The 13,464-nt window shown below is 61.0% G+C and carries 12 protein-coding genes; 4 read left to right on the top strand and 8 right to left on the bottom strand.

Annotated elements, in window-relative coordinates; translation table 11 throughout:
* Positions 1–21: 21 nt before the first annotated feature.
* Positions 22–876, top strand: coding sequence for an alpha/beta fold hydrolase (locus DARO_RS14505; RefSeq protein WP_011288559.1), 855 nt, complete (start codon positions 22–24; stop codon positions 874–876).
* Positions 873–1,646, top strand: a complete 774-nt coding sequence (locus DARO_RS14500) for an alpha/beta fold hydrolase (protein ID WP_011288558.1) — start codon at positions 873–875, stop codon at positions 1,644–1,646. Before DARO_RS14505 ends, DARO_RS14500 begins: the two co-directional genes overlap by 4 nt.
* Here the strand turns inward: DARO_RS14500 and DARO_RS14495 are convergent.
* A complete protein-coding gene (locus DARO_RS14495; protein WP_011288557.1) occupies positions 1,580–2,365 on the bottom strand; it encodes a M90 family metallopeptidase in 786 nt (261 codons plus the stop codon). The two genes, DARO_RS14500 and DARO_RS14495, sit on opposite strands and share 67 nt — an antisense overlap.
* Complete coding sequence (locus DARO_RS14490) at positions 2,362–3,246, bottom strand: DMT family transporter (RefSeq protein ID WP_011288556.1); 885 nt, start codon at positions 3,244–3,246, stop codon at positions 2,362–2,364. The genes DARO_RS14495 and DARO_RS14490 overlap by 4 nt, the downstream gene beginning before the upstream one ends.
* Positions 3,247–3,357: 111 nt before the next feature.
* Here DARO_RS14490 and DARO_RS14485 point away from each other — a divergent pair, with 111 nt between their 5' ends.
* Complete coding sequence (locus DARO_RS14485; RefSeq protein ID WP_011288555.1) at positions 3,358–5,580, top strand: RelA/SpoT family protein; 2,223 nt, start codon at positions 3,358–3,360, stop codon at positions 5,578–5,580.
* Positions 5,581–5,605: 25 nt separating this feature from the next.
* Positions 5,606–5,785, top strand: a complete 180-nt coding sequence (locus DARO_RS14480; protein WP_011288554.1) for a LiaI-LiaF-like domain-containing protein — start codon at positions 5,606–5,608, stop codon at positions 5,783–5,785.
* On the opposite strand, the gene DARO_RS14475 is transcribed toward DARO_RS14480, so the two are convergent.
* From DARO_RS14475 to DARO_RS14450, 6 genes are all read right to left on the bottom strand, one after another.
* Positions 5,754–7,400, bottom strand: a complete 1,647-nt coding sequence (locus DARO_RS14475) for a GGDEF domain-containing response regulator (RefSeq protein ID WP_011288553.1) — start codon at positions 7,398–7,400, stop codon at positions 5,754–5,756. The two genes, DARO_RS14480 and DARO_RS14475, sit on opposite strands and share 32 nt — an antisense overlap.
* A 121-nt stretch (positions 7,401–7,521) precedes the next feature.
* Positions 7,522–9,603, bottom strand: coding sequence for a polyphosphate kinase 1 (gene ppk1, locus DARO_RS14470; RefSeq protein WP_011288552.1), 2,082 nt, complete (start codon positions 9,601–9,603; stop codon positions 7,522–7,524).
* A gap of 125 nt (positions 9,604–9,728) precedes the next feature.
* A complete protein-coding gene (locus DARO_RS21825) occupies positions 9,729–11,063 on the bottom strand; it encodes a chorismate-binding protein (protein ID WP_011288551.1) in 1,335 nt (444 codons plus the stop codon).
* A complete protein-coding gene (locus tag DARO_RS14460) occupies positions 11,060–12,352 on the bottom strand; it encodes an AMP-binding protein (protein WP_011288550.1) in 1,293 nt (430 codons plus the stop codon). Before DARO_RS14460 ends, DARO_RS21825 begins: the two co-directional genes overlap by 4 nt.
* A 100-nt stretch (positions 12,353–12,452) precedes the next feature.
* Entirely contained in the window at positions 12,453–12,902 is a 450-nt protein-coding gene (locus DARO_RS14455; protein WP_011288549.1) for a DUF6691 family protein, read from the bottom strand.
* Positions 12,899–13,366 (bottom strand): YeeE/YedE thiosulfate transporter family protein, encoded by a 468-nt coding sequence (locus tag DARO_RS14450; RefSeq protein WP_157037225.1) that lies wholly within the window; start codon positions 13,364–13,366, stop codon positions 12,899–12,901. Before DARO_RS14450 ends, DARO_RS14455 begins: the two co-directional genes overlap by 4 nt.
* Positions 13,367–13,464: the final 98 nt, after the last annotated feature.

Raw genomic sequence — 13,464 nt, 5'->3', positions numbered from 1 at the left:
CATTGGCGAAGAGGAGGCACTATGCAATTTAAACAAAATACCGTGCAGTGCATTGGACCATCCGGTTTGCACCGGATGGCCTACACCGAGTGGGGAGCCCGCGATAATCCGCGCGTGCTGGTCTGCGTTCATGGCCTGACTCGCAACGGCCGGGATTTCGATGCACTGGCCGAAGCGATGTCGGCGCATTACCGGGTGATCTGCCCGGATGTGGTGGGGCGCGGCAAGAGCGCCCATCTGCGCGATCCTGCCGCCTATGCCATCCCGCAATACGTGGCCGACATGGTGACCCTGATTGCCCGGCTCAATGTCGACACCGTGCATTGGGTGGGTACTTCGATGGGCGGGCTGATCGGCATGGCGCTGGCGGCGCAGGAGGGAACGCCGATCCGCAAACTGGTGCTCAATGATGTCGGGCCTTTGATTACCGTCGAATCGCTGCACCGCATCGCGACTTATGTCGGTGTCGATCCGGTCTGGCCGACTTTTGACGAGGCTTTGGCTTTCGTCAAACTGGTCAGTGAGCCGTTCGGTCCGCTGACTGAGGCGCAATGGCACCATCTGACCGAGACCAGTGTCACCCAGCGCGCCGATGGCCGCTGGGCCTTTCGTTACGACCCTCGCATCGCCGAGCCGTTCAAGGCGGCGTTCGCCGATCAGGACATTGACCTTTGGCCTCTCTATGGGCAAATTAGCTGCCCGACACTGGTTATTCGCGGCGCCGAGTCCGATCTGCTGACCCGCGACACCTGGCAAAAAATGTCTTCCTGTGGCCCGCGCGCAAAACTGGCGGAAATCGCCGGCGTTGGCCATGCCCCCATGTTCCAGTCGGATGACCAGATTGCCGTCGTCCGCGAATTTCTTTTGAGCGCATGAAACACGTTACTGTCAAAGGCCTGAAACTCGAATATCGCGATTACCCCGCCACTACTGAAGGACGGCCGACCTTGCTGTTGCTGCATGAAGGCCTGGGCAGCGTCACCATGTGGCGCCACTTTCCGGAAAAGCTGGCAGCGGCGACTGGTTGCCGACTGATCGTCTGGTCACGCGCAGGTTATGGTGGTTCGGAACCCTATCCGGAGCCTCGTACGGTACGCTACATGCACCGCGAGGGTGAGGAAATGCTGCCGGCGTTGCTGGAGGCACTGAAGATCGAGCGGCCAATCCTGATCGGGCATAGCGACGGCGGCAGCATTGCACTGATTTTCGCCGGTGCTTTTCCCGAGGAGCCGCTCGGAGTGGCGGTGATGGCGCCGCATGAATTTGTCGAGGCCGAAACGCTGGCCGGAATTCGGGCTGCCCGCCAGCTATGGGACGACACCGACTGGCCACAAAAGCTGGCCCGCTACCATCGCGATGCGCCACGGGTGTTCAGTGACTGGAATGACTGCTGGCTGTCGCCACCGTTCTGCGACTGGAATATCGAGGAATATTTGCCGAAAATCCGCTGCCCGGTGCTGGCCATCCAGGGCGAGGACGACGAGTATGCGACGATGCGCCAGATCGAGGTGATCGCCGAGCAGGTACCGGGAACATCGTTGCTGAAGCTGCCGAAATGCGGCCATTCGCCGCAGCGCGATCAGGAGGCGCTGGTGCTCGACGCGCTGGCAGCTTTTGTCAGCCGGGCCAGCGGGTCCTGCCGGTAGTAGCGGCTGAGCAGTTCGTACAGGGCCGGGTATTCCTCGGCAACGAGGTCCGGGATTTCAAAGAAGCTCTCGGTCAGCACCGCAAAAAATTCGGCCGGGGCTTCGCTGGCATAAGGGTCGATAGCGGTTTCCTCGCCGCTGTCGACGCGCTGGCAAAAATTCTCATAAGCAGCGAAAAAGATTTCCTCCCACTCGGCTTCGGTCATGCCGCTGTGCAGGGCCGGCATGCCGTCGGCGTCGCCGTTCAGCATGTCCAGCTTGTGGGCGAATTCATGGATGACCACGTTGTAACCGTCGCCAGCCATCTGCACGTCGTGCCACGAAACGATCAGCGGACCACCTTCCCAGGCCTCGCCGGAAAGCACGTCGTCGTATTCGTGAACGATGCCGGATTCATCCTCGATGCGGCGCGGCACGACGAACTCGTCGGGATAGACGACGATGCCGATCCAGTCGCGATAGGCGTTGAGGCCGAGCTTGAGGATGGGCAGGCAGCCCTGGGCCGCGATGGAGACGCAGATTTCGTCAGTTAGTTCCAGCCCGCCGGCCGTGCTGAATTCCTTTTCGGCGAGAAAGGCCTCGGCCAGCGTTTTCAGCTGTTTCTGCTCGTCGCTTGCCAGAATGTCGAGAAAAGGCAGGGCAGTGACGGTGACCGCCCACAAGGTGTCGGGGATCAGCGTTGGTTTCTTGCCGCGCAGGCGGTCGAGCAGTTCTCTCATCTCTTTGTGGTCAGCCAGATGCCGGTAAAAATCAGCCCGATGCCCAGGTAGTGGTACCAGAACGGTATTTCGCCGAGGAACAGGAAGGAGAGCAGGGTGCCAAAGACCGGCATCAGATGGATGAACAGGCTGGCCTTGTTCGGGCCGACTTCGGCCACGCCCTTGTTGTAGAAAATGTAGCCGAGGAAACTGGGGAAGATGCCAACGTAGGCCAGTGCCGAGAGCGATCCAAAATGGATGTTCATGACCCGCCCCTGGGCCATTTCCCAGGCATAGGCCGGGGCCAGCGCGCTGAGGCCGATGATGGTCGTGGCGCCGAGCATCAGCATCGGGTGCACCCCCGCCGGGCGCCAGGCGAGGGCGACCGTATAGATCGCCCAGTCGAGCACGGCGACCAGCATCCAGACGTCGCCGACGTTGAGGTTGAGGTGAGCCAATACGGCAATATCGCCACGCGAGATGATGGTCATCGCACCACACAGCGAGACGACGACCCCGATACCCTCGATCCGGCGCAGGTGCTTGCCGAGAAAGGCCCAGGAGATGGCGATGGTGGCGATCGGGATGAAGGAGTTGAGCAGCGCGGCATTGGTCGCCGTGGTGTCCTGCAGGGCCAGATAGGCAAAGGTGTTGTAGCCGCCGACACCGAGCAGGCCGAGCACCAGCAAGGGTTTCCAGCCTTTCTTCAGGAGCGGCCACTGCGTTTTCAGGTGCGGCAGGGCCAGTGGCAGAATCAGGGCGAAGGCAATCACCCAGCGCCAGAAGGCAAAGGTCAGCGGTGGAATGTCGCCGCGCACACCGCGGCCGATGACCATGTTGCCGGACCAGGAAAGGACGGTCAGGGTCAGCAACAGATAGGGGTTGGCGAACAGATTTTTCATGGTCGGGGATTATGCCTGAAGCCGCTCATGGCGCTGTTGGGGTAGACCCGGGGGCCTGAAATTGATGTCGTCGGGATCGGGCAGAGAACGATCAGACTTATAATTGCGACTATGGTTTCCGTTGTCCATTCCGTCGCCGCCACGAGCGACTTCGAACAGTTCCTCGTCACCTTGACTGACGGGGTTCCTCCTGCTGATGCCGAGCGCCTGAAAAAGGCCGTTGAATACGCCTGGGAAGTCTATGGCGACCGGACGCTGGGTAGCGGTGAACGCATCTGGTCGCACGCGCTGGGCATGGCGGTCATCATTGCCGGACTCAAGCTTGATGTCGAGTCGCGCATTGCCGCCGTGCTCTTCGCCATCCCGTCCCATGACGAGCATGGCATTACCAGTATCGAATCGCGTTTCGGCAAGCCGGCTGCCCATCTGGTGCATGGCATTTCCCGACTCAACAGGTTGCGGCCAATTACCAAGGGTTTCGTTGCCATCAACATCGAGGCTGGCGAGATCAATCCGGCGGAGATGAAGGCGCAGGTCGAAGTGTTGCGCAAGATGCTGCTCGCCATGGTCGAGGACATCCGTGTCGTGCTGCTGCGTTTGGCCAGCCGGACGCAGACCTTGCGCTTCTATGCGGCACATCCGGATGAACTGCGGGTGCAGGTGGCACGCGAAACGCTGGAACTGTATTCGCCGCTGGCCAACCGGCTCGGGGTCTGGGAACTTAAGTGGGAACTGGAGGACTTGTCCTTCCGCTTCATCCATCCGGATACCTACAAGAAAATTGCCAAGATGCTGGACGAGAAGCGCAGCGAGCGCGAGAAGTTCATCGTCGATGCGGTGGCGCGAGTCCGTGGCGAACTCGAAGCTGCCGGCGTCAAGGGGGCTGAAGTCTATGGCCGTCCGAAGCATATCTACAGCATCTGGAACAAGATGCGGAAGAAGGACGTCGAGTTTTCCGAGGTCTATGACGTTCGCGCTCTGCGCATCATCGTCGATGACCTGAAGGACTGCTACACCGCGTTGGGTATCGTGCACAACCTGTGGCTGCCGATTCCCAGGGAGTTCGATGATTACATCTCGAACCCCAAGGGCAACTACTACCGTTCGCTGCATACGGCAGTGCGCTGCCCGGATGGCCGCAGTCTGGAAATCCAGATTCGTACCGCCGAGATGCACAAGCATGCCGAACTCGGCGTTGCCGCGCACTGGCGCTACAAGGAAGGCAGCAAACGGACGACCGAGGATGACTACGACGAGAAGATCGCCTGGTTGCGCCAACTGCTGACCTGGAAGGACGAAGTCGCCGACAGCTCGGACTGGGTCAAGCATTACAAGCAGGCGGCGCTCGACGAAACGATTTACGTCATCACGCCGCAGGGCAAGGTCGTCGATTTGCCGGCCGGTTCGACACCGATCGATTTCGCCTATCGCGTCCATACCGATCTTGGCCATCGTTGCCGGGGCGCCAAGGTCGGCGGCCAACTGGTGCCACTCAATACCTCGCTGGAAACCGGGCAGGAAGTCGAGATCGTCACCGCCAAGGTGGGCGGGCCGTCACGCGACTGGCTGAATCCCGGCCTCGGTTATATCCACACCAAGAGCGCCCGGGTCAAGGTGCGGGGCTGGTTCTCCAACCTGGCACTGGAAGAAACCTTGTCCGAGGGGCGCGGCCTGATCGGCAAGGAATTGCAGCGGGCCGGGCAGACCGGGGCGAACATCGAGGAATTGTCCCACAAGCTGGGCTTTGCCAAGGCCGATGACCTGTATATTGCCGCCGCACGCGGCGACCTGAACCAGCGGCAATTCCAGGCCGTGGCCAAGGGCGGCGACCTGCTGGCCGAAACGCAGTTGCCCGATGAGGTGATCGCCAAACCGAGCAAGCCGGTCGCCGGCAATCAGGGCATCCTGATCGTCGGTGTCGACAAGTTGCTGACCCAGTTGGCCCGTTGCTGCAAGCCGGCGCCGCCGGACGAGATCCAGGGGTTCATTACCCGTGGCAAGGGGATTTCGATCCACCGCATGGATTGCCCCAATTTTGCCAATCTGGCCGCCCTGCATCCCGAGCGGGTCATCGAGACGGACTGGGGGCTGCAGACCACCGGTGTTTTTGCCTGCGACATCATTGTCGATGCACATGACCGCCAGGGTTTGCTGCGCGATATTTCCGAGATATTCACCCGGGAGAGGCTCAATGTCGTCGGCGTCAACACCCAGTCCAAGCAGGGCAAGGCGCACATGAGCTTTACCGTCGAAATTACCAATCTGCAGCAATTGCAGCGCACGCTGACGCTGGTCCACGACGTCGAAGGTGTCGTCGGCGTGCGGCGTGCCTGAACATCGGTCCGCTTAGGGAGATGAAATGAAAGGCAATTTCGTATCGATAGCGCTGATCGTGATTGGCGCCCTGGCGCTGGGCGTCAATCTCGACTTGTTCGAACTCGATCTGGTGGCGCTGATCCGGAAGTGGTGGCCGCTGGTGCTGATTGTGCTGGGGGTCGGGCTGTTCTTTACGCCGGACGATTCCGGTCGGCGCAACTGACCTTGTTGCGGCCCGAGTTCTTTGCCGCGTAGAGCGCAGTGTCGGCCTGATGGAGCAGGTTCTCGAGGTCGATCTGCTGGTCTGACTTGGTCGCGAGACCGATCGACAGTGTGCAGTTCAAGGTGCGGCCATCGCCAATGTCGAGCCATGTTTCCGCGACCTGCTTTCTCAGTCGTTCGGCCATGATGCTGGCTTGTTCGAGATCGGTTTCCGGGAGCAGGATGGCAAATTCCTCGCCGCCCATGCGTCCGGCAATATCGCTGTCGCGCAAGGAGTCCCCGATCTGTTTGCCGATATTGGCGAGCACCAGATCCCCGGTTTTATGGCCGTGGCCATCGTTGATCCGCTTGAAGTGATCGATGTCCAGCATCATGACCGACAGCTTGCTTCGATAACGCGAACTGCGGTTCAGTTCATGCTTGGCAAGGCTGAAAAAGTGGCGTCGATTGAACAGATTGGTCAGTTCATCAAATTGTGACAGGCGCTCAAGTTCCTTCTGGTAGTGCTTGATTGGCGTAATGTCGGTGGATATGCCGCAAATGCCGGTAATTTCGTTTGAACTGTTCCGCGTCGGGAACTTGACTGACAGGAAGAAGGCCTCTCCTTGCCCCTTATGTAATTTTTCTTCGGCCTCGACCGTGTGTCCGCTAGCCATTACCTCGAGGTCGACGCGCCGGTAGGCCTCTGCAGCAGCTGCCGGGAATATCTCGGCGTCCGTCTTGCCCAGCACTTGGGCGCGGGACAGACCGGTGACTTCCTCATGCTTGCGGTTAACCAGCAGGTAGCGTCCTTCGCGACTCTTGACGTAAGTCGCCGAAGGGCTGTGCTCAATGACGTCGGCCAGGAAGTTTCGGCTCTCGGCAAGTCGCTTGCGCAGCATTTTTTCACTGCTCAGGTCGCGGATCAATCCGACAAAAAAACGGTCGTCCGGGGTCGCGACGTCGGTAACGCCCAACTGCATCGGGAAGATCTCACCACTCTTGCGCAGTCCGCTAACCTCGCGGCCAGTGCCGATAATCTTGCGTTCGCCGGTCGCCGCGTAGTTGCCCAGATAGTCGTCGTGCTCTTCCCGATATGGCGAAGGCATCAGCATTTTTACGTTGTTGCCCAGCACCTCGCTTGCCGTGTAACCAAAGATATTCTCGGCAGCCTTGTTGAAGGCCGAAATTCGGCCGACCCGATCGATCCGGATGACGCCTTCGAGCATGTTGTCGATCATCGCAGCCGCTGAGCGCTGATCCGCGACAACCCGCATCATGGCCTGGATGCGGATGTCGAGGAGCAGGGGCTGGATCGGCTTGATGATGTAGTCGTCAGCGCCGGCCATGAAACTGCTCAGCAGGTTGGCTTCATCGGTGTGGCTGGTGACGGTGATGATCGGCACCCGGAACGGTGCCGGAATTTTCCGGATCTGCTTGATGGCTTCAAGGCCGCCCATGCCGGGCATTTCGATGTCCATCAGAATCAGTTCGGGCAACGATTCCCGACAGGCGGCAATCGTCTCTTCGCCGCTTTGCACAAACGTGACGATGTGCCCGTTGCTCCGAAGCTGCTCTCCGATAAGTGTGCCTATGGCCACGCTGTCGTCGGCCAAGAGTATTCGTAGGGGATTCATTTATTCTGGTTTGCTGGTTTTGCCAAGAAGTCCAAATATTCCTAAAACTATAACCGGAACATGAGGCCAGCGGGGGAAGGTTCTTCAACCAGAATTGAATTTTCAGGATATTGGTATCGCTTTAGCTGTTCCCTACGTTGACCATCAACTCGCCTTGCGCATTGTGCGGCGTGCTGCGGGTCGAGCGGCGACGCTGGTAGACGCCCTGACCGTTCATTTCCCAGCCTTGCTGGTTATCGGCCAGGTAGAACTTCAACCCTTCGTTAATGACCCGTTTCTTTAGCTTGGGGTCGAGGATGGGGAAGGCCAGTTCGATGCGTTTGAAGAAATTGCGGTCCATCCAGTCGGCGCTCGACAGGTAGACGTTTTCCTTGCCGCCGGCCAGGAAGTAGAAAATGCGATGGTGTTCGAGGAAGCGGCCAATGATCGAGCGGACGCGAATCTTGTCGGACAGGCCGGGGACGCCGGGCCGCAGCGCGCAGACACCGCGCACGATCAGGTCGATCTCGACGCCGGCCTGTGAGGCCTTGTAGAGTGCATCGATCACTTCGGACTCGAGCAGCGAATTCATCTTGGCGACGATGCGCGCCTTGCCGCCCTTGCGGGCAATCTCCGCCTCGGCCTGGATGCCGGCGACGACGTTCTGCTGCAAGGTAAATGGTGCCTGCCACAGGTGCTTCAGGGTCCGTGCCTTGCCCAGACCGGTCAGTTGCTTGAACACTTCGGCAACGTCGTGCGTGACTTCCTCGTTGGCCGTCATCAGGCCAAAGTCGGTGTAGAGACGGGCCGTACGCGGGTGGTAGTTGCCGGTGCCGAGGTGGGCGTAGCGCTTCAGGCCGCCTTCTTCCCGGCGTACGATCAGCAAGGCCTTGGCGTGTGTCTTGTAGCCGACGACGCCATAGACGACATGGGCGCCAACCTGTTCCAGCTTGGTTGCCCAGCTGATGTTGGCTTCCTCGTCAAAACGGGCCATCAATTCGACGACGACGGTGACTTCCTTGCCGTTCTGGGCGGCGCGAATCAGCGACTCCATCAAGACCGAATCGGTGCCGGTCCGGTAGACGGTCATCTTGATCGCGACCACGCTCGGGTCGGTCGCTGCCTGGTTGAGAAACTCGATGACCGGTGCGAAGGACTGGTAGGGATGATGCAGCAGGATATCGTTCTTGCGAATGCTCTCGAAGATGTTGGCCCCCTTGGCCAGTCCTTTCGGGGTGCCGGGTGTGAAGGGGCGGAATTTCATGTCCGGACGGTCGACCCAGTCCGGCACCTGCATCAGACGAACCAGGTTCACCGGGCCATTGACGCGGTAAAGGTCGGTTGGCTTCAGATCGAACTGGGCAAGCAGGAATTCGGTCATTGCCTCCGAGCAATTATTGGCGACTTCGAGGCGGACGGCATTGCCGAAGTGGCGCTGTGGCAATTCGCCCTGCAGCTTGGTGCGCAGGTTGGTGACTTCTTCCTCGTCGACAAACAGGTCGGAGTTGCGCGTGGCGCGGAACTGGTAGCAGCCGAGTACGGTCATGCCGGTGAACAATTCGCCGACGAATTCGTGCAGGATGGAAGACAGGAACACGAAGCCGTATTCACAGCCGGCCAGTTCTTCCGGCAGGCGGATGACGCGCGGTAGCACGCGCGGGGCCTGGACAATGGCGGCGTTGGAGCTGCGGCCGAAGGCATCCTTGCCTTCCAGCTCGATGGCGAAATTCAGGCTCTTGTTGAGCACACGCGGGAAGGGGTGCGAGGGGTCGAGACCGATGGGGGTCAACACCGGAACCATCTCGCGGATGAAGTAATTGCGAATCCACTCGCGCTGTGCTTCGTTCCAGGTCGTGCGGCGCAGGAAGCGGATACTCTGTTCCGCCAGTGCCGGCAGAATGACATCGTTCAGGTGCTGGTACTGCTCGGCGACCATTGCATGCGTCTCGGCCGAGACCAGGCGGTAGGCCTCCTGCGCGGTCTTGCCGTCGGTCGTGACCACCGTGGCGTGTGCCTTGACCTGTTCCTTCAGCCCGGCCATGCGAATCTCGAAGAACTCATCCAGATTGCTGGAAACGATGCACAGGAAGCGCAGGCGTTCGAGCAAGGGTATCCGTTCGTCTTGCGCCTGGGCGAGAACCCGGCGATTGAAAGCCAGCAAGCCAAGTTCGCGGTTGAGATAGTTCTCGGGCGGGAAGCGGGGTTTTAATTGGGGATGGGTCATCGCGCGCGCTCCATGTGATCCTTGAAGTATAGGCTTTAAGACCATCATTTTGTTGCACTAATGTTTCAGCGGGATGACAGGTTGGCGCTGTGCCAGTGCAGTCAAACGGCAAATCAGGCCGGTTTTCAGGCGCTGATACTGTTGCTCGATTTTGCCGCCGATGAAAGTGCGGCGAGCAGGGTACCCAGCTTGGCTTCGGTTTCAGCCAGTTCATGCTGCGGGTCAGAGCCGGCGACGATGCCGGCGCCGGCCTGCAGTTCGGCCATGTTGCCGTCGATCAGGGCGGAGCGCAGGGCAACGGAAAACTCGCCGTCGCCGTCCGGTGTCAGGATGCCAAGGCCGCCGCTGTACCAGCCGCTGCGTGCTTCGCCGTGCGCGGCCAGCCAGCTCTGGGCGGCGGCCGACGGGAAACCGCCGACGGCCGGGGTCGGGTGTAGGGTGCGAACCAGGTCGAACAGGCTGGTTTCGGTGTTAACTTCAGCTGAAATCCGGTTGCGCCAATGGGCCAGTCGGCCAGCCATGTGTTCCTCGATGGGGCCGACGCTTGGTGCGGCGTCGCACAGTGAGGAAAGCGCAGCGCAGATGGCGTGGACGACCAGCGACTGCTCGTGGCGGTTCTTGCTCTCGGACAGGGCGAGCGAGCCTGGCCACGCAGTGCCGGCCAGTGCATCGACATCGACCTTTCTGCCCTGCAGGCGAACCAGCCTTTCCGGCGTGGCACCGAGGAACATTTGCTGGCCGTTGCCATAGGCGTAGATCAGACCAGTCGGTTGTTGTTCGATCAGCTGGGTCAGGATGCCGGCGGGCAAAAATGGCCCACTGGCTTCGAATTTTCGGCTGCGACTGAGCACGATCTTGTCGACGCTACCGGTGCTGATATCGCGCAGGGCGCCGTTGACGCGGGCGATCCAGGCCCGTTCGGCGAGCGGTTCTGGTCGGCTGGGCAACAGACGTGGCGTTTCGCCGGCCAGTGATTGGCTTAGCCAGTGCATCCATTCACTGGCTGCCTGAGAGAGGCGTCCGGCGGCACTCGTCAGCGTCACCGAACAGTTGCCAGCCATGTTTTCGAGCAGGATGGCTGGGATGGACAGCAGGGCGTTGGGCAACGGTGCATTGTTGGCGGTATCAAAGGCGAAACCGGCAAAGGCCAGGGCCGGACCGTTCCGGCGCCAGTGCTGACAGAATCCGCTGAAGGCATTGTCCAGTGCGCCAAAACGGTTGGGGCCGGCGGTGGCCACATGCAGCGCATGACCGATGCCCAGGCGGAATTCCCGGTGGTTCGGGCGGGCCCGGTACCAGCTGGGCAAATGTCCGGGCAAGAGGTGCAGCCAGTCGGTATCGGAACGGCCAAGCTCAAGACGCAGGCTGACCGGTGCCGAGGCGGGGGCACCCTGGGCGAGCGCCTCCAGTCTGGACAGCGTTTCCGGCGAGGCCAGACGGCTGCGCAGCGCGTAGATCATGGTCTGGCCTCGGTGGCGAGCCGGCGCAGCGCAGAACGTTCCAGCTTGCCGGTGGCATTGCGCGGCAGCTGGGCGAGATGGTGAATCCGGCGTGGCAAGGCAGCCGATGGCAGATGCGCACGGGCGTGGGCCAGCAGATTTTCCGGGGCGACCGGGCCAACGACCAGGGCGACGATCAGGTCGCCCCAGACCGGGTCGGGCAGGCCGGTGACCGCGATGTCTTCGACGCCCGGACAGGCGGCGAGGCAGGATTCGATTTCCTGCGGATGAACGTTGCGACCACCGCTGATCAGCATGTCGTCGGCACGGCCGAGCACGGTCAGGTTGCCACCTGAGTCAATTTTGCCGAGGTCGCTGGTGAGCAGCCAGCCGTCCTGGTCCGGTCCGCTGCCATCGAGATAGCCAAGCATCACTTGTGGTCCGCGTATCCTGATCCTGCCATCGTCACCGATGCGGATTTCGTGGCCGGGCATGGGTTTGCCGACCAGTCCTTCATGCCAGTGGCCATCGGCCGGATCAAAGGTGGCGCACTGGGCGGCCGTTTCGCTCATGCCATAGCTGGGGTAGAGCGGCCAGCCGGCGGCCATCGCCTTTTCGTAGAGCGGGCGGGAGAGGGCGGCGCCGCCGATCAGCGTGACGCGCAGCGAAGCCGGCGGCCGGATGCCGAGATCGAGCAGGCGGGCGAGCATGGCCGGAACCAGCGAGATATGGCTGACAGGATGGCTGCTCAGGTCGCTGGCTACCCGGGCCGCATCGAAGCCGTCGTGCAGCAGCACTGCAGCACCGGCGCGGGCACTGCGCCAGAGGATGCTCTGCCCGCCGATGTGGTAGAGCGGCAGGCAGTTCAGCCACAGGTCGCCGGGAGCCAGTGGCAGTAGCGAATTCGAAGCGGCTGCCGCGGCATCCAGTTGGGCCTTGCCAAGCAGCACGGCGCGCGGTTTGCCTTCGCTGCCACTGGTCGAGATGATCAGCGCGATGTCAGCCAGAGAGCAGGCGCTGGCCGATAACGGCGAGGTATTGCCGAGCGTGGCATCGGGTCGGGGCTGGTCGACGGGGAAAAACGGGCGCTTGGCGATACTGCAGGCATAAGCATGTCGTGCCAGTTCCAGGCTGCTGCCGTGCATGATGACAGGGGCGGCGACAGAGGGAAGCATGGTCGCCAGTTGAGCGACATCAGCCAGCAGATCGGCAAATGACCAACGCTGTCCATCGCACAGCAAGGCAGTCGCCGCCGGGGTGTTCCGGGCGGCGAGTTGCAGGTGTTCGGCGAGTGAGACGGCTGTGTTCATCAGCTATCGATTATACGCAGCCTGGCCATTGTTTCCGGGTGATGAAAATCAAGAAAACACGCTGCTGGTGGCGCTTCCGGGGATTGGCCGGGCAAGCTTTTTAGATGACGTTCGCCGCTTTTCTGTTCTGGCGATCAACCCACAGTCCATGCATCCCTGCGCCGGCGAAAATGCTGGCCAGGGCGATCAGCAAATCGCCATTGCCCGCCCCTAATCCCGCCAGTGCCGGGCCCGGGCAAATACCGCAGATGCCCCAGCCCAAGCCGAATAGAACGCCGCCGGCCAAACTCTGCTTGTCGAGCGAGAATGGACGTTGCTGGAAGACGCCGCCGAGCAGTGCCCGTTGGCGGATTTTCGGCAAGACCTGGAAGATCAGCAGGTTGAGGCCAACCGCCGAGCCAAGCACCAGCAACAGGCCGAGATCCTGAAAGGTCAGGAAAGCCAGCACGGACTCGGGGCGAATCATCGTCGACCAGGCCAGCCCGAAACCGAATAACGTGCCGCTTGCCAGCGTGGCGAGGTGATCGAAAAACCCGGCATTCCGGATCATGGCGCGACTCCCAGTGCCGCCAGGCTCATTGCAGTGACGATGGCGGTTCCCAGAAAAGTGAACACCATAAGTAGCGAACCGCCTGACAGCGAGGCCATGCCGCAGATGCCGTGGCCGGAGGTGCAGCCGCCACCGAGGCGGGCGCCGAAACCAATGAGCAGGCCACCGACAAGCAGTTTCCAGATTGGCAAATGACTGCTTTCGAGTGGCAGGCCCAGCAGAAAATACAGGGTGCCGCCAAGCATCAGGCCGAGCGTATAGATCAGGCGCCATTGTCGTGTGTCGCGAAACGCGGCCTGCTGGAAAAACGGTGTTCTGAGCAGCCAGGACCAGGCCGCGCTGAAAAAGGTGCTGACACCGCCTTGGCGACCCGTGCAGAGAAAGAGCAGAGCGACGCCGGCACCGATCAGCAGACCGCCGATCAGGTAGCGTTCCAGTCCGTTGGGAAAGTATTGCGCAATCATTTTCGAGGAAAGTCGTAAGCGATGAACGGGGGCGGATTGTCGCATTTGCGCCGCGTCATGGCTTGTCAATGTTTGGCTTGGCGCGGTATGCGTGCCTT

It is taken from the genome of Dechloromonas aromatica RCB, from assembly GCF_000012425.1.
Note: the sequence above shows the minus strand (reverse complement) of the source record. Positions and strands in the feature narration are given on the sequence as shown.

Coding starts and splice junctions, on each gene's coding strand:
- DARO_RS14505 (WP_011288559.1), top strand. CDS start 22: ATGCAATTTAAACAAAATACCGTGCAGTGCATTGGACCATCCGGTTTG.
- DARO_RS14500 (WP_011288558.1), top strand. CDS start 873: ATGAAACACGTTACTGTCAAAGGCCTGAAACTCGAATATCGCGATTAC.
- DARO_RS14495 (WP_011288557.1), bottom strand. CDS start 2,365: ATGAGAGAACTGCTCGACCGCCTGCGCGGCAAGAAACCAACGCTGATC.
- DARO_RS14490 (WP_011288556.1), bottom strand. CDS start 3,246: ATGAAAAATCTGTTCGCCAACCCCTATCTGTTGCTGACCCTGACCGTC.
- DARO_RS14485 (WP_011288555.1), top strand. CDS start 3,358: ATGGTTTCCGTTGTCCATTCCGTCGCCGCCACGAGCGACTTCGAACAG.
- DARO_RS14480 (WP_011288554.1), top strand. CDS start 5,606: ATGAAAGGCAATTTCGTATCGATAGCGCTGATCGTGATTGGCGCCCTG.
- DARO_RS14475 (WP_011288553.1), bottom strand. CDS start 7,400: ATGAATCCCCTACGAATACTCTTGGCCGACGACAGCGTGGCCATAGGC.
- ppk1 (WP_011288552.1), bottom strand. CDS start 9,603: ATGACCCATCCCCAATTAAAACCCCGCTTCCCGCCCGAGAACTATCTC.
- DARO_RS21825 (WP_011288551.1), bottom strand. CDS start 11,063: ATGATCTACGCGCTGCGCAGCCGTCTGGCCTCGCCGGAAACGCTGTCC.
- DARO_RS14460 (WP_011288550.1), bottom strand. CDS start 12,352: ATGAACACAGCCGTCTCACTCGCCGAACACCTGCAACTCGCCGCCCGG.
- DARO_RS14455 (WP_011288549.1), bottom strand. CDS start 12,902: ATGATCCGGAATGCCGGGTTTTTCGATCACCTCGCCACGCTGGCAAGC.
- DARO_RS14450 (WP_157037225.1), bottom strand. CDS start 13,366: ATGATTGCGCAATACTTTCCCAACGGACTGGAACGCTACCTGATCGGC.